Source organism: Mesorhizobium sp. B2-7-1, from assembly GCF_006440735.1.
GTDB lineage: Bacteria > Pseudomonadota > Alphaproteobacteria > Rhizobiales > Rhizobiaceae > Mesorhizobium.
Genome location: NZ_VFUA01000033.1, coordinates 17,566 through 40,313, shown reverse-complemented (window position 1 = coordinate 40,313; position 22,748 = coordinate 17,566). Strand labels below are relative to the sequence as shown.

General features: G+C 65.2%; 21 protein-coding genes. 13 read left to right on the top strand and 8 right to left on the bottom strand.

Annotated elements, in window-relative coordinates; all coding sequences use genetic code 11:
* The first annotated feature begins 277 nt into the window (after positions 1-277).
* The 3 genes from FJ471_RS15005 to FJ471_RS14995 are packed head-to-tail and all read left to right on the top strand — an operon-like array spanning position 278 to position 3,980.
* Positions 278-1,042 (top strand): hypothetical protein, encoded by a 765-nt coding sequence (locus FJ471_RS15005; RefSeq protein ID WP_140804241.1) that lies wholly within the window; start codon positions 278-280, stop codon positions 1,040-1,042.
* A gap of 3 nt (positions 1,043-1,045) precedes the next feature.
* The gene (locus FJ471_RS15000) at positions 1,046-2,014 is read left to right on the top strand and encodes an electron transfer flavoprotein subunit alpha/FixB family protein (protein WP_140804239.1); all 969 of its coding nucleotides are present in this window, start codon (positions 1,046-1,048) and stop codon (positions 2,012-2,014) included.
* Between the two features lies 1 nt (position 2,015).
* Complete coding sequence (locus FJ471_RS14995) at positions 2,016-3,980, top strand: (Fe-S)-binding protein (RefSeq protein WP_140804237.1); 1,965 nt, start codon at positions 2,016-2,018, stop codon at positions 3,978-3,980.
* 24 nt (positions 3,981-4,004) lie between these two features.
* Here the strand turns inward: FJ471_RS14995 and FJ471_RS14990 are convergent, their stop codons facing one another.
* The 4 genes from FJ471_RS14990 to FJ471_RS14975 all read right to left on the bottom strand — a co-directional run bounded on the left by FJ471_RS14990 (position 4,005) and on the right by FJ471_RS14975 (position 8,659).
* On the bottom strand, positions 4,005-5,105 hold the full coding sequence (locus FJ471_RS14990) for an alcohol dehydrogenase family protein (RefSeq protein WP_140804235.1): 1,101 nt from the start codon (positions 5,103-5,105) through the stop codon (positions 4,005-4,007).
* Positions 5,106-5,128: 23 nt separating this feature from the next.
* On the bottom strand, positions 5,129-6,508 hold the full coding sequence (locus FJ471_RS14985; protein ID WP_140804233.1) for an aspartate aminotransferase family protein: 1,380 nt from the start codon (positions 6,506-6,508) through the stop codon (positions 5,129-5,131).
* Positions 6,509-6,542: 34 nt separating this feature from the next.
* The gene (locus FJ471_RS14980) at positions 6,543-8,036 is read right to left on the bottom strand and encodes an NAD-dependent succinate-semialdehyde dehydrogenase (protein WP_140804231.1); all 1,494 of its coding nucleotides are present in this window, start codon (positions 8,034-8,036) and stop codon (positions 6,543-6,545) included.
* A gap of 131 nt (positions 8,037-8,167) precedes the next feature.
* Entirely contained in the window at positions 8,168-8,659 is a 492-nt protein-coding gene (locus tag FJ471_RS14975; RefSeq protein WP_140804229.1) for an Lrp/AsnC family transcriptional regulator, read from the bottom strand.
* An 83-nt stretch (positions 8,660-8,742) separates the two neighbouring features.
* Between FJ471_RS14975 and FJ471_RS14970 the strand changes: the two genes are divergently transcribed.
* The 10 genes from FJ471_RS14970 to doeB all read left to right on the top strand — a co-directional run bounded on the left by FJ471_RS14970 (position 8,743) and on the right by doeB (position 18,535).
* Positions 8,743-10,128, top strand: coding sequence for a PLP-dependent aminotransferase family protein (locus FJ471_RS14970; protein ID WP_140804227.1), 1,386 nt, complete (start codon positions 8,743-8,745; stop codon positions 10,126-10,128).
* Positions 10,129-10,264: 136 nt separating this feature from the next.
* Positions 10,265-11,050 (top strand): ectoine/hydroxyectoine ABC transporter ATP-binding protein EhuA, encoded by a 786-nt coding sequence (gene ehuA, locus FJ471_RS14965; protein ID WP_140804225.1) that lies wholly within the window; start codon positions 10,265-10,267, stop codon positions 11,048-11,050.
* A 94-nt stretch (positions 11,051-11,144) separates the two neighbouring features.
* Positions 11,145-11,996, top strand: coding sequence for an ectoine/hydroxyectoine ABC transporter substrate-binding protein EhuB (ehuB, locus tag FJ471_RS14960; protein WP_140804223.1), 852 nt, complete (start codon positions 11,145-11,147; stop codon positions 11,994-11,996).
* A 204-nt stretch (positions 11,997-12,200) separates the two neighbouring features.
* Entirely contained in the window at positions 12,201-12,851 is a 651-nt protein-coding gene (gene ehuC / locus FJ471_RS14955; RefSeq protein WP_140804221.1) for an ectoine/hydroxyectoine ABC transporter permease subunit EhuC, read from the top strand.
* 16 nt (positions 12,852-12,867) lie between these two features.
* Positions 12,868-13,527 carry an ectoine/hydroxyectoine ABC transporter permease subunit EhuD gene (gene ehuD / locus FJ471_RS14950; RefSeq protein WP_140804219.1) on the top strand — a complete coding sequence of 220 codons (660 nt, stop codon included), beginning with the start codon at positions 12,868-12,870 and terminating at the stop codon, positions 13,525-13,527.
* 5 nt (positions 13,528-13,532) lie between these two features.
* Entirely contained in the window at positions 13,533-14,309 is a 777-nt protein-coding gene (eutA, locus tag FJ471_RS14945; RefSeq protein WP_140804275.1) for an ectoine utilization protein EutA, read from the top strand.
* Positions 14,310-14,328: 19 nt separating this feature from the next.
* The gene (gene eutB / locus FJ471_RS14940; protein WP_140804217.1) at positions 14,329-15,318 is read left to right on the top strand and encodes a hydroxyectoine utilization dehydratase EutB; all 990 of its coding nucleotides are present in this window, start codon (positions 14,329-14,331) and stop codon (positions 15,316-15,318) included.
* Positions 15,315-16,307, top strand: coding sequence for a cyclodeaminase (locus FJ471_RS14935; RefSeq protein WP_140804215.1), 993 nt, complete (start codon positions 15,315-15,317; stop codon positions 16,305-16,307). Before eutB ends, FJ471_RS14935 begins: the two co-directional genes overlap by 4 nt.
* Before the next feature lie 39 nt (positions 16,308-16,346).
* Positions 16,347-17,525, top strand: coding sequence for an ectoine hydrolase DoeA (doeA, locus tag FJ471_RS14930; RefSeq protein WP_140804213.1), 1,179 nt, complete (start codon positions 16,347-16,349; stop codon positions 17,523-17,525).
* 5 nt (positions 17,526-17,530) lie between these two features.
* Positions 17,531-18,535, top strand: a complete 1,005-nt coding sequence (gene doeB, locus FJ471_RS14925) for a N(2)-acetyl-L-2,4-diaminobutanoate deacetylase DoeB (RefSeq protein ID WP_140804211.1) — start codon at positions 17,531-17,533, stop codon at positions 18,533-18,535.
* A gap of 66 nt (positions 18,536-18,601) precedes the next feature.
* On the opposite strand, the gene FJ471_RS14920 is transcribed toward doeB, so the two are convergent.
* From FJ471_RS14920 to FJ471_RS14905, 4 genes are read right to left on the bottom strand one after another with little or no spacing between them, the layout of a single operon-like run.
* The gene (locus tag FJ471_RS14920; protein ID WP_140804210.1) at positions 18,602-19,537 is read right to left on the bottom strand and encodes a sugar ABC transporter substrate-binding protein; all 936 of its coding nucleotides are present in this window, start codon (positions 19,535-19,537) and stop codon (positions 18,602-18,604) included.
* A 14-nt stretch (positions 19,538-19,551) separates the two neighbouring features.
* Positions 19,552-20,550 carry an ABC transporter permease gene (locus tag FJ471_RS14915; RefSeq protein WP_246684731.1) on the bottom strand — a complete coding sequence of 333 codons (999 nt, stop codon included), beginning with the start codon at positions 20,548-20,550 and terminating at the stop codon, positions 19,552-19,554.
* A complete protein-coding gene (locus FJ471_RS14910) occupies positions 20,547-21,203 on the bottom strand; it encodes a hypothetical protein (RefSeq protein WP_246684730.1) in 657 nt (218 codons plus the stop codon). Before FJ471_RS14910 ends, FJ471_RS14915 begins: the two co-directional genes overlap by 4 nt.
* Positions 21,200-22,672 carry a sugar ABC transporter ATP-binding protein gene (locus tag FJ471_RS14905; protein ID WP_246684729.1) on the bottom strand — a complete coding sequence of 491 codons (1,473 nt, stop codon included), beginning with the start codon at positions 22,670-22,672 and terminating at the stop codon, positions 21,200-21,202. The genes FJ471_RS14910 and FJ471_RS14905 overlap by 4 nt, the downstream gene beginning before the upstream one ends.
* Between the last annotated feature and the right edge of the window lie 76 nt (positions 22,673-22,748).

Sequence of the window (22,748 nt, the reverse complement as noted above, 5' to 3'; positions counted from 1 at the left end):
GGCACCTTTTTTGGATGCCGATTGCTCCTACCCCAAGTAAAAATTGGAAAATTTATAGTCTATTTCGTATTTTATATAGAAAAATACAAAGCACCCGGCGACAACCGATTGCCCAAGTCTCCCAACGCTTCGGATTAGCAGCCGCATCGCCGCGAAGGTCAATCACCTGAGTTGTAATAGCTGCTATTACGATTTTCTCGATTGGGCACGGCAACGGTTGCGATCTAATAGGCCACAGGTACCGGGAGCCTGAGGTACGCCCGGGGAGGATCGACCCTTGAAAATTCTCGTTGTGCTGCGAATGATTCCGGATTCCGCGGGCGAGCTCGAACTGACGAGCGACGGACGCGGCATCGACCGCGAATGGCTGGATTTCCAGCTCAACGATTTCGATGACCATGCGCTGGAAGAGGCGATCCTTTTGAAGGAAGCCGTCGGCGCCACAGTCGTTGCCGTCGCCATCGGCGAGGGAAGCAACCGTGTGCTGCAGATGGCGGTTGCCCGCGGCGCGGACGAGGCGGTCGCGCTCGAGGCCGAGGGGGATGGTATAATCGAGTCGCGCGCGATTGCCAGCTCGATCGTTGCGCTCGCCCGCTCCAAGGCCGCCGACCTCGTCCTTTGCGGCGTCCAGTCGACCGAGGATCTGTTCGGCCAGCTCGTGCCTTATGCAGGCACCCTGCTCGGCTGGCCGCATGTTTCCGGGTCGAGCAGGCTCGGCATCGAAGGCTCGGCCCTTCGCGTGACGCAAGAGCGAGGCGGCGGCATTGCCGCGACCTACGAGATTGCGCTGCCGGCGGTGATCGGCGTGCAGACCGCCTCCAAGGCACCGCGCTATGTTTCGGGCAGCAAGCTCAGAGAGGCTTCGAAGACGGCCATAGGCAAGGCACCGTCCGAACCTGCCGGGTTCGAAAGATCGGCCGAGATCGTCGCGCTAAGGCTGCCTGGCCAACGCGGTACCGGCGAAAACCTGGGAGACAACCCCGAAAATGTCGCCGAGAGGCTGGCCAGCATCCTGGCGGCCAAAGGCTTTGCAGGAGTTTAAGCGATGCGGATTGTCGCCTGCACGGAAGGCTCATTCGGCAAGCTCGAGCCGTTTTCACTGGAAATGATCGCGGCAGCGCGCGGCGCTGGCGTAGCCGGCGACGAGGTTGTCGCTTTCTTTGCCGGCCAGGAACTGGAGCCCGCTATCGCAAACCTCGGCGCCGCCGACAGGCTTGTCGCTGCGAGCGCCGGCAATGCCGAACTTATCGCCGCCGAATCTTATGCGCGGCTGCTTAGGGATACCGTTGCAGCCGAGGAGCCCGACCTTGTGCTGGTGCCCTACTCCGCCAATGGGCTCGACGTCGCCGGCGATCTCGCGGCGCGCACCGGTTGGCCGCTGGTCTCCTATGTCAACGAAATTCGCCGCGACGGAGACCGGCTGACGGTCGTCGCGCAGGTCTATGGCGGCAAGATCCTGGCGGAATGCAGCGTGCCCCTGCCGGCCATCCTGATGGTCAACCCCGGCGCCTTCGCCGAAGCGGAACGGCGCTCCGTCGATCCGTCCAAGCTGCAGCATTCCGATGCCACGGCCGTGGTGGCCGAGGGCAAGGTCCGTCTCGTCGGCGTCGATGTTCCCAGCTATGACAGCGTCGACCTCACGACGGCCGAGCGGATCGTCTGCGTCGGCCGCGGCATCGGCGACGAGGCCAGCATCGACATAGCGCGCGGGCTGGCGGACATCCTTGGCGCGGAGATCGCCGGCAGCCGCCCGGTGGTGGACAGCGGCTGGCTGCCCAAGGTGCGGCAGGTCGGCAAATCCGGCCAGAAGGTCAAGCCGAAGCTCTATCTGGCGCTCGGCGTTTCCGGCGCTCCGGAGCATCTCGAAGGCATGTCGAAGTCGGATCTCATCATCGCCGTGAACACCGATCCCAAGGCGCCGATCTTCAATGTCGCGCATTTCGGCGCGACCTGCGACCTGTTCGATCTCGTCGCCAATCTGAGCGAGCGGCTGCAGGCGGCGTCCGGCCGCTGATATGAGCGAAACACCGATACTGTGGATCGTCACGCTGGCGGCCATCGCGCTGACGCTTTGGCGCTCCCGCCGTTACATCGTGGCGTTGGCGCAGGCGCCAGGCGCAAGCCGCTTCGACCAGCCCTGGCGCCGCCTGGAAGGCGTGGCCGTCGCGATCGGCCTGCATCGCAAGATGCTGCGCAAGCCGCTGTCCGGAATCCTGCACGCGCTGATCTTCATTTCGTTCTTCGTCCTGTTCACCGTCACGATCGAGGCCTTCGGCTCACGCCTGTTCCCCGGCTTTTCGCTAGCGCCAATCGGCGGCGACAGCTGGATCGCCCTGCTGCAGGATCTGTTTGCGGTGCTGATGCTGCTGGGGCTCGGCCTGGCGGTCTACCAGCGCTATGTCCTGAAGCCGGCGCGGTTCAGCGGATCGAGTGGATCGGACGCGGCAATCATCTATGTGCTCATCCTGCTCATCGTCTCGTCCCTGCTGATCGAGGCGGGCGCGCGGATCGTCGGCGGTGCCGACGGGTCATGGCGGCCGGTCGCTTCGCTGGTCGCCGACCTGCTCCGGGCCTTCAGCGTTCCAACTCATCCGACGGAGCGGATCGCCTACTGGATCCATATCGGCGCCATTCTCGCCTTCCTGGTCTATATTCCGGGGTCCAAGCACCGGCACATGTTCCTGGCCGCGCCCAACATCTATTTTCGCAACCTCGAACCGGTGGGGATGGCGCCAGCCGTACCTTCGGAGCGCGGGAGCCCGGGCGTCACATCGCTTGCCCAATTCGACTGGAAGCAGACGCTCGACCTGTTGTCCTGCACCGAATGCGGACGCTGCCAGGCGGTCTGCCCCGCCTACGCCTCGGGCCTGCCACTCAGCCCGAAGATGCTGATCACCGATCTGCGCGACGCCCTGACGAACGATGCAGCGGCCCCTCTGGTCGGCGGCGTGATCGCCGAAGAGACGCTGTGGGCCTGCACGACTTGCCGCGCCTGCATGGAGGCCTGTCCGGTCGAGATCGAGCATTTGCCCAAGATCATCGACATGCGGCGCCATCTCGTCGATGAAGGCCATGTCAGCCCCATGCTACAGGACGCGCTGTCGAACCTCACGCGGCTCGGGAACTCGATGGGCAAGCCGTCCAAGATGCGGGCGCGCTGGACGAAGGAGCTCGGCTTCCCGGTCAAGGACGCGCGCAGCGAACCGGTCGACGTGCTGTGGTTCGTCGGCGACTACGCATCCTACGATCCGCGCGTCCAGGACGTGACCCGCAAGGTCGCCGAGCTATTCACGTCCGCCGGCGTCGATTTCGGCATCCTGTTCGATGCCGAGCGCAACAGCGGCAACGACGTGAGGCGCGTCGGCGAGGAAGGCCTATTCGAGACGCTTGCCCAATCCAACATCGACGCGATCCGCGCATGCAGCTTCAACCGCATCGTCACTACGGATCCACACAGCCTCAACGCGCTGAAGAACGACTATCGTCATTTTGGCGGCGAGTTCGAGGTGCTTCACTACACGGCGCTGCTTGCCGAGCTGGTCGCGGCGGGCAGGCTCGACATCGCCCCGGCTGGCGGCGCGTTGGTGACCTATCACGATCCTTGCTATCTCGGCCGCTACAATGGCGGCTTCGATGCGCCCCGCGACCTCATCAGGGCGGCGGGCTACACTCTTCACGACATGCCGCGCTGCCGGGAGAATTCTTTCTGCTGCGGCGCCGGCGGCGGCCGCATCTGGCAGGGCGACGACGGTGTGAAGGAACGCCCCAGCGAGAACCGCATCCGGGAGGCGCTTGGGCTAGGCGTCGGCATGTTCGTCGTCGCCTGTCCCAAGGACAAGGTCATGTACACCGCCGCCACCGATGCGCTTGGCGTGGCGGGTCAGTTGAAGGTCGTCGACGTGGCCGAGCTGATCAGCCTCAGGGAAGCGCCCGCCGCCGAAGGGTACGACCGGGTCGACGGCGGCGCGATCAACGGCTGACCGCGCCGGGCGCTGTTTGCGAGGTCAGGCGCCGCTCCACATCGCGTCCGGCACCACCACCAGCTTGCCGACGAAGTCCTTGCCCATGAAGTCCGTCTGGGCGCGATGGAAATCGGAAAGCTTGTAGACGCCGCCGACCACCGGCTTGATCTTCTTTTCCTCGATGTAGCGCACGATGCGGCGGAAGTCCGCGCGCGTGCCCTGGCTCGAGCCGTTGAGCTGGAGCTGCTTCAGATACATGGTGCGCAGGTCGAGCTGAACCATCGGCCCGGCAATGGCGCCGGCCGTGGTGTAGCGGCCTTCGGGCCGCAGGATGCGCAACAGGTCGTTGAAGATGGCGCCACCGACGAGATCGGCCACCACGTCGATGGGCTCGCCGCCGGTCGCCTCGTTGACGGCCGTGAGCAGGTCGGCCACGCCGCGCGTGATCACCTTCTCGGCGCCGATGTCGAGCACCGCCTGTTCCTTGCCTTTGCCGACGACAGCATAAGGAATGGCGCCGCGCGCCCTCGCCAATTGCACGATGCCGGAACCGACGCCGCCCGAGGCGCCTGTGACCAGAACGCGTTCGCCGGCCTTCAGCGCCGCGCGCTCCAGCATCTGCTCTCCGGTGAGATAGGCGCAACAGAAGGTGGCGAGCTCGACATCGCTGAGCTCGGTGTCGACGACATGCGCGTTCTCGGCCGGCAGCGCCTGGTATTCGGCGTAACCACCGTCGCGGCCATGGCCCATATAGTCGATGTCGGCCAGCGAGTCGTCGTCGCGGTTGTAGATCGAGAAGTCGACCATGACGCGCTCGCCGATGCGGCCCGTGGGCACGCCCTCGCCGACAGCGACGATGGTGCCCACCGTGTCAGTGCCCTGGATGCGCGGGAAGGTGAGCGTGTTGCCCTGCCGGCGCCAAGTCGACACGGCAGCCGCATCCTCCTCGGTGCCGTAGGCGCCCTGGCGCACCCAGACATCGGTGTTGTTCATGCCGCAGGCGCTGACCTTGACCAGCACTTCGCCGGCGGCCGGCGCGGGCACCTTCACATCGGTGCGGTAGACGAGCTTCTCCAGTTCACCGTGGCCCGTAAGCTGCACGGCGGCCATGGTGGCGGGAACGGTTCTGGTCATGGCATTCATGTCGCTTCTCAGATGTCGCTTTCTCAGATGCTGGCAAGCACGCTGTTCACCGCGTCGGCGGTCCTGGCGACGATGATGTCGGCCTCCTCGCGCGTCAGGCAGAGCGGCGGCGCGAAGCCGAGGATGTCGCCCTGCGGCATGGCGCGGCCGATGACGCCGCTGGCGGCCAGCGCCGTGGCGATCTGCGGCCCGACCTTCAGCGCCGGATCGAAGAAGACGCGGTCGTCGCGATCCTTGACGAATTCGATCGCGGCCAGCATGCCGTCGCCGCGCACCTCGCCGACATTCCGGTGGCCGCCGACGGCCTTGGCGAGCTCGGCGCGGAAATAGGCGCCGGTCTCGCCGGCGTTCCGCACCAGGTCCATCTCGTCGATCAGCTCGAGATTGGCGACGCCTGCGGCAACGCAGATCGGATGCGCCGAATAGGTCCAGCCATGGCCGAGAGAGCCAAGCTTGTCGGACCCCTTGACCAGCACCTGCCAGACCTTGTCGGAGACGATGACGCCGGACAGCGGCGCGTAAGCCGAGGTCAGGCCCTTGGCGATGGTGATCAGGTCCGGCTTCATGCCGTAGTGGTCGGAGCCGAACATGGTGCCGAGACGGCCGAAGCCGGTCACCACCTCGTCGGCGACGAGCAGCACGTCGTATTTGTCGAGCACGGCCTGGATCTTCTGCCAGTAACCGGTCGGCGGCGGCACGATGCCGCCGGTGCCGAGGATCGGCTCGCCGATGAAGGCCGCGACCGTTTCCGGGCCTTCGGCGAGGATCATCTCCTCGAGCTTGTCGGCGCAATATTGCGAGAACTGCTCCTCGCTCATCGAACGGTCGGCGCGACGGAAATAATAGGGCGCCTCGGTGTGCAGGATTGGCGCACGCGGCAGGTCGAAGGCGTTGTGGAAGAGCTCGAGCCCGGTCAGCGATCCGGTCATCACGCCCGAGCCGTGATAGCCGCGCCAGCGCGAGATGATCTTCTTCTTTTCCGGCCGTCCGAGAACGTTGTTGTAATACCAGATCAGCTTGATGTTGGTCTCGTTGGCATCGGAGCCGGAGAGGCCGAAATAGACCCTCGACATGCCCTTCGGCGCGCGGTCGATGATCATCTTGGCAAGCGTGATCGAAGCCTCCGTGCCATGCCCGACATAGGCATGGTAATAGGCGAGGTTCTTAGCCTGCTCGGCGATGGCATCGGCGATCTTCTGGCGGCCATAGCCGACATTGACGCAATAGAGGCCGGCAAAGGCATCGATGCTCTTCTTGCCGGTATTGTCCCAAACGGTGACGCCTTCGCCGCCGGCCATGATGCGGGCCGGCGACTCGCCACGCGCATGCGTGCCCATATGCGTCGAGGGATGGAAGAAGTGGTCGCGATCCCAGGCGGAGAGTTCGTTGGACTGTTCGAGCATTTTTGACTCCTGACGAGAATGAGGCCTGCGTAGCTTACGCTACATCGAGGCAGAGGTATTTGAGGTCCGTAAAGGCTTCGAGTCCGTGGCGCGAGCCTTCGCTGCCGATGCCGGACTGCTTGACGCCGCCGAACGGAATCGGCGCGCCGGTGATTTTTACGCGGTTGATCGCGACCATGCCGTACTCAAGGGCGCGGCCCATGCGCGCCTGCCTGGCGCCGTTCTCGGTGACGACATAGGCGACCAGGCCGTATTCGGTGGCGTTGGCGCGGGCGACGACTTCCGCCTCGCCGTCGAACGGCGCCACGGCGGCGACCGGGCCAAACGTTTCCTCATGCATGATCAGCGCTTCGTCCGGCACATCGACGAGCAGCGTCGGCTGGTAAAACAGCGGGCCGGCTGCGTGACGCTTGCCGCCCACGAGGCAGCGCGCGCCATGCGTGAGCGCATCCGCGACTTGCTCCTCGACCTTCTTCACTGCCCGCTCATGCATCAGCGGCCCGATCTCGGCGTCGGTGGATAGACCGTTGCCGACGCGGAGCTGCTCGATGCGGCGCGCGAAGGCGGCGCAGAAGCGGTCGTAGATCGGCCGCTGCACATAGATGCGGTTGGCGGCGAGGCAATCCTGGCCGGAAGTGGCGAATTTGGCGTCGAGCGCGATCGCCACCGCTTTGTCGATGTCTGCGTCGTCGAAGACGATCAGCGGCGCGTGGCCGCCGAGTTCCATCACCAGCCGCTTCATCGTCGAAGCGCTCTGCGCGGCGAGCAGGCGGCCGACTTCGGTCGAGCCTGTGAAGCTCATGGCGCGGACCCTGGCGTCGGCGCACATCGCGCCAACGATGGTGCGCGCGTCGCCGGTGATGACATTGAAGACGCCGGCCGGCAGCCCGGCGCGCTCGCCAAGCTCGGCCAGCGCCAAAGCCGAGAGCGGCGTTTCGGAGGACGGATGCGCCACCACCGTGCAGCCGGCGGCCAATGCCGCAGCGGCCTTGCGGGTGAGCATAGCCGACGGAAAGTTCCAGGGCGTGACGACGCCGACCACGCCGAGCGGCTCGCGGCGCACCGACATCTCGGCATTCGGCAAATGGCTGGTGACGCTTTCGGCGTTGAGGCGTTTTGCTTCCTCGGCATACCATTCGACGAAAGAAGCGGCGTAGTCGATCTCGCCCAGCGATTCCTTCAGCGGCTTGCCCTGTTCCAGCGTCATCAGCAGCGCCAAGTCGTCCTTGGCGGCGATGATCAGATCGAACCATTTTCGCAAGGTTTTCGAGCGTTCCTGCGGCAACAACGCCCGCCAAGCGGGAAACGCGCGGGACGCGGCATTGATCGCTTTCGTCGTCTGGGCGGTATCGAGTGCCGCCACGAAGGCGACGGTAGCGCCGGTTGCCGGATCGGTGACCTCAAAACTTGCCGCCGCTTCGCTCGCCGTCCAATGGCCGTCGACATAGGCGAGCGCGCGCAGCAGCCGGCGATCGGCGAGGCGATCAAGCGCTTCATGGTGGTTAGTACGGGCAAAATGCGCGGACATCCGTCAGGTCTCCCGGTGCCGAAGGCGATAGGGAGAGGCTAGTCTCGTGATGAAGACAAAGAGGCTATTTCGGCAAGCCGACAGAGAGAGATTGTCTCTATTGGCCGCTCGTCGCAGACAATCTCTCTACCTCAGGGTTGCTCCGGCAGAAGGTCGGCCACCGGCAGCGCGGTCTCGTCCTTGACCGTCTTGGTGACGATGTAGGTGAAGTAGCGGTCGATGCCGATCTCGCGTTCGAGCAGGCTGTCGACCAGCCGCTGATAGGCATCGATGTCGCGCGCCATCACCTTCAGGACATAGTCGACGCCGCCGCCGACCGACCAGCAGGCGACGATTTCCGGGACATCGCGCACCACCCGCTCGAAGCGGTCGAAATCCGCCTGGCGGTGGTTGGCCAGGGTCACCTCCATCAGCACCGTCGCCACGGGCGCGATAACGCGCATGGCGATCGCGGCGTGATAGCCGGACACGATGCCGGCCTTTTCCAGCTTGCGCAGCCGCATCCAGCATGGGGTCGGCGACAGGCCGACCTTCTCGGCCAGCGCCAGCTTGGTTATGCGCCCGTCGCGCTGGATCGCGTCGAGAATCCTGAGGTCGATCGGGTCGAGTTTCGCTGCCGCCATGCGGGATCCGCCTTTCGTCGCGGACACCATGACGATGCATTATTTCGATTGTCAATTGCACTGATTTCGATCTCTAATAAGTCATGACATTGTGGCAGCCAGATCCTGCTCTCATCCGCCGGCCAGCCTATCTCTCGCTGGCCGACCAGTTCGCGCGCGCCATCCATGATGGTCGGCTGGCCAACGGCACGCGACTGCCTACGCATCGCCGGCTGGCGGATGATCTGAAGCTTTCGGTGCAGACCGTCAGCCGCGCCTATGAGGAACTGATCCGCCGCGGGCTGATTTCCGGCGAGGTCGGCCGCGGCAGCTTCGTGCAGACGCAGCGCCGGGAACCGGAGCCACCCTATATCCCGGAGCGGCTGGGCGAAGTCATCGACCTCTCGATCCTGAAGCCGGTCTGCGAGCCGATGCATCTGGAGAAATTGAAGCAGGCGCTGGGGTGGCTGGCCGAGAACCTGCCGTCGAGCTCGGCGCTGTCGTTCCGGCCGAACATGGTGTTCCCGCGCCACCGCGCGGTCGCGGTCGAATGGCTGAAGCTCTGCGGCCTCGAAGCGTCGCCGCAGAATATCAGCCTGACCAATGGCGCCACCGCCGGCATGACGGTGGCGCTGATGAGCGTGGCGCCGCCCGGCTCGACGGTCGCCACGGAGGCGATCGGCCACCACACGCTGATCCCGCTTGCGCGCTATCTCGGCTTCAACCTCGAGGGCCTGCCGATCGACGGCAACGGGCTGATTCCCGAAGCGCTCGACGAGGCCTGCCGCCTATCGGACATCCGCGCCGTGTTCGTCCAGCCCTCGGTGATCAATCCGACGGCGACCTTGATGGACGCCACGCGTCGCGAGCAGATCGCCGCGGTTGCCCGCAAGCACGACATCGCCATCATCGAGAACGACGTGCTCGGCCCGCTGGTGGAAGGCCGGCCGGCCGCGGTTGCCGCCTTTGCGCCAGAGCGGACGCTCTACGTCACGTCCTTCACCAAGATCACCGTGCCCGGGCTGCGCATCGGTTATCTCGCGGTGCCGGACCGTTATGTGGCCGCCGTCGCCAACCGCCACCTCGTCTCGAACTGGATGGCGACACCGATGGTGGCGGAGATCGCCACGCGCTGGGTGAATGACGGCACGGCGATGGAACTGGTCAACTGGCAGCGCCAGGCGTTGAAGCGGCGCCAGGAGATTGCCGCCGAAATGCTTACGGGCGTCGACTACCGCGTCCATCGCGACGGGCTGCATCTGTGGCTCGAACTGCCGGGCGACCGCGCCGAGGAGAGCTTTGTCTCGCAGGCGCGGCTGCGCGGGGTGGCAATCGCGCCAGGCACCTCGTTCCGCATCGCCGACACGCCCTGGCGTCCGGCCGTGCGCATCTCGCTCGGATCGACGACCGAGGGGGAACTGCGCGCGGGCCTGAGCGTTGTCGCCAAGCTGCTGCTCGGCGACCCGGAGCATCTCCTGCTCGCCATCTGATGCACAAATGAAGCTCAGATTGCCCTGAAATTGTGCCGCTCCGGAAATATTGTCATGATATTATTTTCCCAATTGACATGATTTGGCGCGTTTCGCATCGTTAAGGGCATAGGCTTCTCCAGAACGGGGAAATGGATTGCCCACGCCCATCATCAAGGTTGATGCGATTTCGAAGAGCTTCGGCGCCTTCAAGGTGCTGGACGGCCTGTCGATGCAGGTGATGCCGGGCGAGAAGCTGGCGCTGATCGGCCCTTCCGGATCCGGCAAGACGACGATCCTGCGCATCCTGATGACGCTGGAAAAGATCGACGGCGGCCACATCCAGGTCGACGGCGAGCAGCTCTACCATATGGAGCGCAACGGCCAGCTGCTGGCGGCCGACGAGCGACATCTGGCCAGGATGCGCCAGAAGATCGGCATGGTCTTCCAGCTCTTCAATCTGTTTCCGCACAAATGCGTTATGGACAACGTCACCCTGGCGCCGATGCTGACAAAGGGCGTCGCGCGCGCCGCCGCCGAGAAGCGGGCGATGGAATTGCTCGACATGGTCGGCCTCGCCGACAAGGCAAAAGCGATGCCGGCGCAGCTTTCCGGCGGGCAGAAGCAGCGCGTGGCGATCGCAAGGGCGCTGGCGCTGTCGCCCAAGATCATGCTGTTCGACGAGGTCACCTCGGCGCTCGATCCCGAGCTCGTCGAGGAAGTACTCAACGTCATGCGCAAGCTCGCAGCCGAGACCGACATGACGATGCTTCTGGTCACCCACGAGATGGGTTTCGCCCACGACTTCGCCGACCGCGTGCTGTTCTTCGACCGCGGACGGATCGTCGAGGAAGGCAAGCCCGATGAGATTTTCCGTCATCCCAAACAGGAAAGAACGCAGAGCTTCCTGAAGAAGATCATCGCGGCCGGACATCGCGTCTGACCGCAATGCAAACGGGCGGCGCAAGCCGTCCCGAGGCGACGAGAGCCGCCGCGAAACCAAGCAAACCAAGAACAGAAACAAGGAGTTGGGAACAATGAAGAAACTTGGCATTCTGGCTGGCGTCGCCGGCCTCGCGCTGACCGCCGTGCTCGCCGCCACGAGCGCCGGCTCGGCCGATGATAGCAAGCTCGAGCAGTTGAAGGCTCAAGGGTTCGCCCGCCTCGCCATCGCCAACGAGCCGCCCTATACGGCGGTAGCCGCCGACGGCAAGGTTTCGGGCGCCGCGCCCGACGTGGCGCGCGAAATCTTCAAGAAGCTCGGCGTCGCCGATGTCGTGGCCTCGATCTCCGAATATGGCGCCATGATCCCCGGCCTGCAGGCGGGCCGCTTCGACGTCGTCACCGCAGGCCTGTTCATGAAGCCGGAGCGCTGCGCGGCGGTCGCCTATTCCGAGCCTGTGCTTTGCGATGCCGAGGCGCTCTTGGTGAAGAAGGGCAACCCGAAGGGCTTCAAGAGCTATGAGGACATCGCCAAGGACGCTTCCGCGACTGTCGGCGCGCCTGGCGGCGGCACCGAGGAGAAGCTGGCGCTGAATGCCGGCGTGCCGCGCGACCGCGTCATCGTCGTGCCGGACGGCCAGAGCGGCCTGAAGATGGTGCAGGACGGCCGCATCGACGCCTATTCGCTGCCGGTGCTCTCGATCAACGATCTGGTCAAGAAGGCCAACGACCCTAACCTCGACGTCATTGCCCCGGTGGTCGGCGCTCCTGTCTATTGCGACGGCGCCGCCTTCAAGAAGGGCGACGAGGCCCTGCGCGACGCCTATGACGTCGAGCTCGCCAAGATGAAGAAGTCCGGCGAGTTCGCCAAGATCATCGAGCCCTACGGCTTCTCGGCCGCGGCCGCGATGTCGACGACGCGCGAGAAGCTCTGCTCGGCGAAGTAAGGCGCGGCTTTCTTCCTTCTCCCCGTTCACGGGGAGAAGGTGGCTCCAAGAGCCGGATGAGTGGCGGCGCCAGCATTTCAAGGTTCGCGCTGCCCCTCGTCTGCCTACGAAGGGCGAATCGGCATCTTCTCCCCGTGCACGGGGAGAACGGACTTGTCGCGGCTGCCCCGCACGACCGCAAACGATAGGAAATTTTACACCCAAATGACCGGCTATCTCGGCCTGATATTGCAAGGAGCGCTTGTCACCATCGAGCTGACGCTGATGGGGTCGGTGCTTGCGCTGATCATGGCCTTCCTTGCCGGCATGGGGCGCGTGTCGCGCTTCTTCATCCTGCGCGCGATCGCTACGGTCTACATCGAATTCTTCCGCGGCACCTCGATCTTCGTGCAGCTGTTCTGGGTCTATTTCGTGCTGCCTTTCGCCGGCCTGTCGCTGACGCCCTTGCAGGCCGGCGTGCTGGCGCTGGGCTTGAATGTCGGCGCGTACGCGGCGGAAGTCGTGCGCGGCGCCATCCTGTCGGTCGGCCGCGAGCAATACGAGGCCTGCACGGCGCTCAATCTCGGCCGCTGGCAAGGCATGCGCCACGTGATCCTGCCGCAGGCGCTGCTGGTCATGCTGCCGACCTTCGGCAACAACGCGATCGAGCTGCTCAAGGCGACCTCGGTCGTGTCGCTGATCTCACTCGCCGACCTGACCTTCCAGGCGCAGGTGGTGCGCTCGCAGACCGGCAGCACGCTGATGCCCTTCGTCTCGGTGCTGGTCATCTATTTCGCCCTTGCGCTGATCATCTCCTGGGGTGTTCGCACGCTGGAGCGCCGCATGGCGCGCGGCCTCGACGGAGTGCGCGTCTGATGGATTGGGCCAGATAATGGATTGGGATTGGAACTTCGTCTGGGAGATCATGCCGACCCTGATCCAGGGCGTGAAGATCACCATCCTGGCAACCATTCTGGGTTCCGTCCTGGCGGCGATCGTCGGTCTTGGGATCGCGCTGGCGCGGCGCTCGGAGAACCGGATCGTCGCGCGCGGCGTCGGCTGGTTCGCCGAGTTCATCCGTGGCACACCGCTCCTGGTGCAGCTCTATTTCATCTTCTACGTGCTGCCCGATATCGGCATCCTTTTGCCGCCGCTGGTGGCGGGCGTGATCGGGCTTGGCCTGCACTACGGCACCTACACGGCCGAGGTCTACCGCGCCGGCATCGACAATGTGCCGCGCGGCCAGTGGGAGGCGGCCAAGGCCTGCAATCTGAGCGGCCGCCACACCTGGACGCATATTATCCTGCCGCAGGCGATCCCGCCGATGATCCCGGCCTTGGCCAACTATTTCATCGCCATGTTCAAGGAGACGCCGCTGCTTTCGGCGATCACAGTGCTGGAGTTGATGAACCAGGCCAAGAGCGTCGCCAACACCTATTACCGCTATATCGAACCGATGACGCTGGTCGGCGCCTTCTTCCTCGTCATCAGCCTCTGCTCCGTCGTGCTCTTACGCTGGCTGGAGCACCGCTACGGCAGGATCGAAAGATGAAAGTCATGAAACCATTGCCCGACATCCGCCTCGAAACGGCGCGCCCCACGCTGGACCCGCGTCCGCTGCAAAAGCGCGTCGGGCTGATCGCCCTGGCCACCGATCACACGAGCGAGGTGGATTTCCGCCGTATGGTGGCAAGCGAGCGCATCGGCGTCTATGTCGCGCGCATTCCTTATGCCAATCCCACGACGCCGGAGAATTTGCGCAAGATGCAGCCGTCGCTCTCGGCGGGCGCGGCGCTGATCCTGCCGGACGAGCCGCTCGACGCGGTCTGCTACTCCTGCACCTCGGCCTCCGTGGTGATCGGCGATGCCGAGATCGAAGCTGCCATCCACGCGGCCAAGCCCGGCGTCCCGGTGGTCACGCCACCGATGGCCGGCATGCGCGGGCTCAACGCTTTTGGGGTGAAGCGCATCAGCATCCTGACCCCCTATACCGTCGAGACCAGCCGGCCGATGGCCGCCTATTTCGCGTCACACGGCTTCGACATCCAGAGCTTCTCTTGCCTCGGCTTCGAGGACGACCGCGAGATGGCGCGGATCACGCCGGCATCCCTCGTCGAGATGGCGCGCAAGGTCATGCATCCGCAGGCCGATGCGCTGTTCGTCTCTTGCACCGCGCTGCGCGCCGCGCTCGCGGTCCCAGGCATGGAAGAAGCGATCGGACGTCCGGTCGTCACCAGCAACCAGGCCAGCGCCTGGAACTGCCTGCGGCTTTGCGGCGACGACACGCCGCGACCGGAGTTCGGCCGGCTATGGACCAAGCCGCTGGCCGCGTGATCGAAATGCCCGTGATCGAATGACTGTTGAGCTTCAGCATATTCGCGCCGCGCGCGAACGCATTGCCGGCAAGGTCGAGCGGACACCTTGCGTTGTGTCGCAAAGCCTGTCGGACCGCGCGGGCCATCCTGTTCATCTCAAGCTGGAGCACCACCAGACCACCGGCGCGTTCAAGCTGCGCGGCGCTTCCAATGCGATCGCAGCATTGAGCGCGGAAGAAAAATCGCGCGGCGTTGTCGCCGCCTCGACCGGCAATCACGGCCGGGCACTCGCGCATACGGCGAAGCTCGAAGGCATCCGCGCGGTGATCTGCATGTCGAGGCTGGTGCCGGAAAACAAGCTCGACGCCATCCGTCGCCTCGGAGCCGAAGTCCGCATCATCGGCAACAGCCAGGACGACGCCCAGCAGGAAGTCGACAGGCTGGCGGCGGAAGAGGGACTGATCATGCTGCCGCCCTTCGATCATCCCGACATCGTCGCCGGACAAGGCACGCTTGGCCTGGAGGTCATGGAGCAGGTTCCAGATACCGCCGCGGTGCTGGTGCCGCTCTCCGGCGGCGGGCTGGCGGCGGGCGTCGCCGCGGCCGTCAAAGGGGTGAGTCGAGGCACCAAAGTCATCGGTATCTCGATGACGCGGGGCGCGGCGATGAAAGCCAGCCTCGACGCCGGCCGCCCGGTGCAGGTCGAGGAGCTGCTGACATTGGCAGACTCGCTCGGTGGCGGCATCGGCCTCGACAACCGGCTGACCTTCGCCATGTGCCGTAGCCTGCTCGACGATGTGGTCCTGCTTTCAGAGGACGAGATCGCCGCTGGCATCCGTCATGCCTACGAACAGGAGCGCGAGATCGTCGAAGGCGCGGGGGCCGTCGGCATCGGCGCGCTGCTCGCAGGGAAGATCAAGGCGAAAGGACCGGTGGTGGCCATCCTGTCGGGCCGCAACATCGACATGGCGCTGCATCGGAAGATCGTTTGTGGCGAGGTGTCCTCACGCACGGAGCGCGCCGCATGAGCCGCATGACCATCCTCACCGAAGCCGATCTGCGCAAGATCGTGACGCTCGATCTCGACGCCGTCGCCTGCGTCGAGAACGCCTTCCGCGCCCTGGCTACGCTGCCGGTGGCGATGCCGCCGATTCTGCGGTTAGACATTCACGAGCATCGCGGCGAGGTCGACGTGAAGTCCGCCTATGTGCCCGGCATCGATGGCTTTGCCGTCAAGATAAGCTCCGGCTTCTTCGACAATCCGGCGCTGGGCCTGCCGAGCGGCGGTGGCATGATGGTGCTGCTTTCGGCCAAGACCGGCGTGGTCGAGGCGCTGCTGCTCGACAATGGCTATCTGACCGATATCCGCACCGCCGCCGCCGGCGCGGTCGCGGCCCAACATCTGTCGCGTGAGGACTCCAAGGTCGCGGCGATCTTCGGCGCCGGTTTGCAGGCCAGCCTGCAATTGGAGGCACTGCGCCTCGTGCGGCCGATCGAGGAAGCGCGCATCTGGGCGCGCGACGCCGCCAAGGCAGACGCGACCGCCGCGGGCCTGCGCGACAAGCTCGGCATCATGGTTCGGGCCGAACCGGATGCGGCAAATGCGGTGGCTGGCGCCGACATCATCGTCACCACGACGCCTTCGACGGAGCCGCTGATCAAGCCGGGCTTCGTCTCGGCCGGACAGCACATCACCGCCATGGGTTCGGACGCCGAGCACAAGAACGAGATCGCGCCGGCGATCCTGCGCATGGCCGATCTCTATGTCGCCGACAGCGCCAAGCAGACGCGGCGTCTGGGCGAGCTCCACCACGCCATCGAGGCGGCGGTCTTCGCCGCCGACGCCGAGGTCACCGAACTCGGCCAGATCATTGCCGGCGTGAAACCCGGTCGGCGCTCGGCTAGCGACATCACCATCGCCGACCTCACCGGCACAGGCGTGCAGGACACGGCGATCGCCACTTTGGCTCGCGACCGTGCGCGCGCGGCAAAGGCCGGAACCATTTTCGAAAGCTGATACCCGGCCGAGAGGCCCAACAAACGAGGACCAAGAACAATGCAACCAAATTTGAAATTCTCGCGCGGCGAATTTGCCGATCGCCTCGCCAGGACGCGCAAGGCCATGGAGGCGAAGGGCGTCGATCTTCTGATCGTCAGCGATCCCTCCAACATGGCCTGGCTGACGGGTTATGACGGCTGGTCCTTCTATGTGCACCAAGCGGTCGTCGTGCCGCCTTCGGGCGAGCCGGTCTGGTACGGCCGCGGCCAGGATGCCAACGGCGCCAAGCGCACCGCCTATCTCGCGCATGACAACATCGTCGGCTACGCCGACCATTACGTGCAGTCGACCGAGCGGCATCCGATGGATTATCTCGCCGAAGTGCTGGCCGAGCGCGGCTGGGACAAGCTCACCATCGGCGTCGAGATGGACAATTACTGGTTCTCGGCTGCAGCGTTCGCGGCACTTCAGAAGCATCTGCCCAACGCCCGTTTCGCCGATGCGACCGCGCTGGTGAACTGGCAGCGCGCGGTGAAGAGCCCGACCGAGATCGACTACATGCGCAAGGCCGCGCGCATCGTCGAGGCCATGCACCAGCGCATCGTCGACAGAATAGAAGTCGGCATGCGCAAATGCGATCTGGTCGCCGAGATCTACGATGCCGGCACGCGCGGCGTCGCCGGCATCGGCGGCGACTATCCGGCGATCGTGCCGCTGCTGCCGTCGGGCGCGGATGCCTCGGCGCCGCATCTCACCTGGGACGACAAGCCTATGAAGGTGAACGAAGGCACGTTCTTCGAGATCGCCGGCTGCTACAACCGCTATCACTGCCCGTTGTCGCGCACGGTCTTCCTCGGCAAGCCGACGCAGGCTTTCCTCGACGCCGAGAAGGCGACGCTGGAAGGCATGGAAGCGGGGTTGGCCGCGGCCAAGCCCGGCAACACCTGCGAGGACATCGCCAACGCCTTCTTCGCCGTCCTGAAGAAGTACGGCATCGTCAAGGACAACCGCACCGGTTACCCGATCGGTATTTCCTATCCGCCGGACTGGGGCGAGCGCACCATGAGCCTGCGCCCCGGCGACCGCACCGAGCTCAAGCCCGGCATGACCTTCCATTTCATGACCGGCCTGTGGCTGGAGACGATGGGGCTGGAGATCACCGAGTCGATCCTGATCACCGACACCGGCGTCGAATGCCTGGCCAATGTGCCGCGCAAGCTCTTCGTGAAGGACTGAGGCCGATGTCCGCTTTGCGTCCGTCGCCGATCGCGCCGACCGTCGACTTCGAGCGCGACGGCGTCCAGCACGGCTTCCTGCGCCTGCCCTACAGCCGTGACGATTCCGCCTGGGGATCGGTGATGATCCCGGTCTGTGTCGTGCGCAACGGCAAGGGTTCGACGGCGCTGCTCACCGGTGGCAATCACGGCGACGAATACGAGGGGCCACTGGCGCTCTACGAGCTCGCGCGCACGCTTGATCCGAAAAACGTCTCGGGCACGGTCATCATCGTGCCGGCGATGAACTATCCGGCATTCCGCGCCGGCACGCGCACCTCGCCGATCGACAAGGGCAACATGAACCGCGCCTTCCCCGGACGGTCGGACGGCACGGTGACGGAAAAGATCGCCGACTATTTCCAGCGCGAACTGCTGCCGCGGGCGGACATCGTGTTCGACTTCCACTCAGGCGGCAAAACGTTGGATTTCGTGCCGTTCTGCGCGGCGCATACGCTGCCCGACAAGGCGCAGGAGAAAAAAGCCTTCGCCGCCGTCGAGGCTTTCTCGGCCCCGTTCTCCATGCGCATGACCGAGATCGACGCGGTCGGGATGTATGACACCGCCGCCGAGGAGATGGGCAAGGTCTTCGTCACGACCGAGCTCGGCGGCGGGGGAACCTCCCGGGCCGAGACGGTGCGGATCGCCCGGCGCGGCATCCTCAACGTGCTGCGCCATGCGGACATCGTCGATGGTGCGGTCGAGAAGGGTAGAACTCAGTGGCTGGACATGCCGTCGGGCGATTGCTTCGCCTTTGCCGAGGAGGACGGGATGATCGAGACGATGGTCGATCTCGGCGAGTCGGTAAAGGATAGCCAGGTGATTGCTCGCATCCATCCGGTCGGCCGTACCGGCCAGGCGCCGCAGGAGATCAAGGCCAGGATGTCGGGGCTGCTCGCCGCGCGTCATTTCCCGGGCTTGGTCAAGGCGGGAGATTGCGTCTCGGTGCTGGGCGTGGCCGTTCAGGGATAATCCCGGCGCGGCGGCGTCGGCATGGACGGAGCAGGCCGGCCCGGGGCAACCGGGCCGGCCGCGTGCTTAGAATGCCGGCTCGACCGAGCCGACATTGTCCTTGGTGACGACGGTCAGCGGGATCGGCAGCCGGTCCTTGACCTCCTTGCCGTCCATGATCTCGGCCATGGTGTTGATCGCCAGGCGGCCGTCCTCGACCGGCGACTGCACGATGGTCGAGTACATCTCGCCGCTCTTGATCGATTCGAAAGCGTCCTTCTGGCCGTTGATGCCGACGATCGGCGGCGTCGGCTTGGACGGATTGGCTTCCTTCCAGGCGTCGATGAAGCCACGCGCCATGGTGTCGTCATTGGCGTAGACGCCGGTGATTTGGTCGCCGAAGCGGGTGATCAGGTCGCGGCTGACGACGAGCGCCTTCTGCTGGTCGAAGTCGGCATTGACCGTGTCGAGCACCTTGATGTCGGCGTTGGTTTCCTTGAGGTGATCGGTGAAGCCGTTGACGCGCCCGATGGTGGTGCCGTTGCCGGCCTGGCCGGCGATGATGACCACCGAGCCCTTGCCGCCCAGCGCCTTGCTCAGCGAATCCGCCGCCAGCTTGCCTTCCTCATAGACGTCCGGTCCGGTGAAGGACTTGATGAACGGCTTGGCATCGTCGCTCATCGGCGAGTTGATGAGGATCGCCGGAATGTTCGCCTGCTGCGCGCGGGCAAGACCCGGAATGTAGGCCTGCGGGTCGAGCGGCCACAGGATGATGCCGTCGACCTTGCGCGCCACGCAGGTGTTGAGCTGCTCGGTGCCCTTCTGCACGTCGAAGTCCTGGCTGAGGCTGAGTATCTCGACGCCGAGTTCCTTGGCGCGGGCCTCGAGCGCCTTGTTGGCCGGCGTCGCATAGGCGTGCGAATCCGCCGCCGTGACGTAGCAGACTGTTTTGGCGCTCGCCCATCCGGTCGAGGCCAGAAGCGCCACGGCCGCGATCTTGAGCATGCCTTTCTTGCCAGTCATATGTTTCCTCCCGATCATAGATTTCCTCCTTGAGTGATTGGTTTGTCGCGAACGAGCGCTGGGCGCGTGCCCGGAGCCCTCCGCTTGGCAGTAACGGCCCGATCGAGCACGACGAGCAGGATCAGGATCAGCCCGGACACGACCTGCTGGACGTATGCGGGTATGGACTGGAACTCCATCGCGATGGTCAGCGAGCCGATCGTCAGCACGCCGCCTAGCGTGCCGAGCGCGGATCCCCTGCCGCCTTCGAGGCGGGTTCCGCCGACGACGACGGCGGCGATGACGGCGACCGTCAGTTCCGAGCCGAAGACGGGCGAACCGGTGTTGGTGACGAGGCTCTGGAGGACGCCCGCGAGGCCGGCCAGCGTGCCGGCGAAGACGAAGCCCAGAAAGACGATGCGGTCCGAGGCGATGCCGCTTTCCTTGGCGGCGGCCGGATTGGAGCCGACGGCAAAGACGTTGCGACCCGGGATGGTGCGCGTCAGCCAGACATGCAAGAGCACGATCAGGACGATGAACAGCGCGCTGCGGATGGTGAATATCTCGAGATAGGTCTTGGCCAGCGCCAGCGACAGCATGATGTCGGTGCCGGTCACCGGCTGGCTGTTGGTGACCCAATGCGCGAGCGAGCGGAAGATCAGCATCGTGGCCAGCGTCAGCACCAGCGAGTTGATCTTCAGCCCGACGACCAGGGCGCCGTTGATCGCGCCGGCGACGGCGCCGACGAGGATGCCGACGATCGCCGCCGGCAGGATGCCGATCTCGCGCTGCAGGATGACCGAGACGATGCCGGCCAGCGCGAACACCGCGCCGCCAGAGAGATCGATCTGTCCGGCGATCAGAAGCACGGTCAGGCCGATGGCGATCAGGCCGATGGTGGCGGCCCGGTCGAGGCCGAGGCCGAGCGTGGACGGTGCCAGATAGCCCGGCACGACCAGCGCCGAGACGACAAGCGTCAGACCGAGGATGATGAGGACGCGATATTGCGAGGCCAAGACCAGGAAGCGCATCATGCCGCTCCCCGCTTGCGCAGCGCGGCGTCCATGCCGACTGCGCAGACGATGAGGATGCCCAGCACAAAGCCCTGGACCGGAGTGCGCACCCCTTGCAGCACCATGACATTGGTTAGGAGCTGCACGAAGACGAGCCCGGCGATGGCCCTCGGCACCGAGCCGAAGCCGCCGATGATCGTGACGCCGCCGACCGCGGCCTGGACGATGCCGAGGCCGATGGTTCCGACGCCAAGCGTGGCGATGATCGGATTGATGCCGGCATAGCCGACGAGAACGCCGTTGAGCAGACCGATCAGCCCGGCCAGCGCGACCGCCAGGACGAAGGCGGGCACGGGGCCGACCAGCGGCTGCAGCCCCAGCGAAAGGATCGCGCCGCAAGCGATGGTGGCGGGCACCGACAGGTCCGCCAGGCCGCCGACCACCAGCACGAAGGTCATACCGACCACGACGATGCCGACGATCGACATCGAGGTCAGCACGTTGAGCAGATTGCCGGCGGTGAAGAAGGCCGGGCTGGCGAATGAGCCGTAGAGGATGACAGCTAGGATGGCCAGCACAAGGCCGGCCTTCGACAGCGCATCGACGAGCCTGCTGCCGCGCGTAAAACGGTCGTTGCGGTTCACGCCGCTGATCTCCATGGCTGCGTCCGTCACGCCGCTTCCTCGCCGGTCGCAAGCGCCATGATGCGCTCCTCGCTGAGCTCGGCACGCGTCAGCGGCATCGAGGCGCGGCCGTCGCGCATCACCACGACGCGGTCGCATACGCCGAGGATTTCAGGCAGTTCCGACGAGATCATCACCACCGCCATGCCGTCGGCGACCAGCTGGCCGATGATGTGATGGATCTCCGCCTTGGCGCCGACATCGACGCCGCGCGTCGGCTCGTCGAGGATCAGCACGGCGGGCTTTGCCGCCAGCCATTTGGCGATGACCGCTTTCTGCTGATTGCCGCCCGACAGGAGATTGATGCGCCGCTCGCCGTCAGGCGGTGAGATCGAGAACTGCTTGACGTAAAGGGCCGACAAGGAACGGTCGGCGCTGCCCCTGATGCGGCCGAAGCTGGTCAGGCGGCGCAGGATCGGCAGGCTGATGTTCTCGCGCACCGACATGCCGGGCACGATGCCGTCGCCCTTGCGGTCTTCCGGGACGTAGGCGATGCCGGCGCGCACCGCTTCGGACGGCGAGCTGATGACGACCTTGCGGCCGTCGACGCTGACGCTTCCCTCGACCAGACGCGACAGGCCGAAAATGGCGCGCGCGACTTCGCTGCGGCCGGCGCCGACGAGGCCGGTCAACCCAAGGATCTCGCCGGCCCGCACGTCGAAGCTGACATCGCGGAAACTCGCGCCGTCGCCGATGCGCTCGACGCGCAGCACCGATGCGCCGATCTCGGCGGGGCTCTTGGGAAAGACGTTGCTCACCTCGCGGCCGACCATCAGCCTGATCATCTCGGCCGCGGTGATCCCTTCGATCGGCCGCGTCTCGATCATCGAGCCGTCGCGCAGCACGGTGACCTCGTCGGCGATCTCCAGAACCTCTTTCAGCCTGTGGCTGATGTAGACGATGGCGATGCCTTCGCCGCGCATCTTGCGCAGGATGCGGAAGAGCGCCGCCGTCTCGTGTTCGCTGAGCGACGATGTCGGCTCGTCGAGCACGATGATGCGGGGCTGGGCCGCATAGGCCTTGGCGATCTCGACCAGCTGCTGCTGGCTGATCGAGAGATTGCCCAGCCGTTCGCGCGGATTGATCGCGGCGCCCAGTTCCTTGAGGATCGCCGCGGCCTTCCCGATCATCTCGCCCTTGCGCAGCCAGCTCCATCTGCCGGGCATGCGGCCGAGATAGACGTTCTCGGCGACGGTCAGGTCGGGGACAAGATTGATCTCCTGGTGGACCATGCGGATGCCGAGCGCCTGCGCGTCCGCCGGCTTGCGCATGCGCACCTCATTGCCGCCGACCCAGATGGTGCCGCTGGTCGGCGCGTATGAGCCGTTGAGCACTTTCATGAGGGTCGACTTGCCGGCGCCATTCTCGCCGACGACCGCGTGGACGGTGCCGAATTTCACGGCGAAATTGACGTTCGACAGCGCCTTCACGCCCGGAAACGTCTTGCTGATGCCTCGCATGTCCAGGGCACAATCCGCCACGGCAGTCATTTCTGGCTTGGTCCTCCCTGGCAAGACGGCCCGGCGCGGCCAGCGC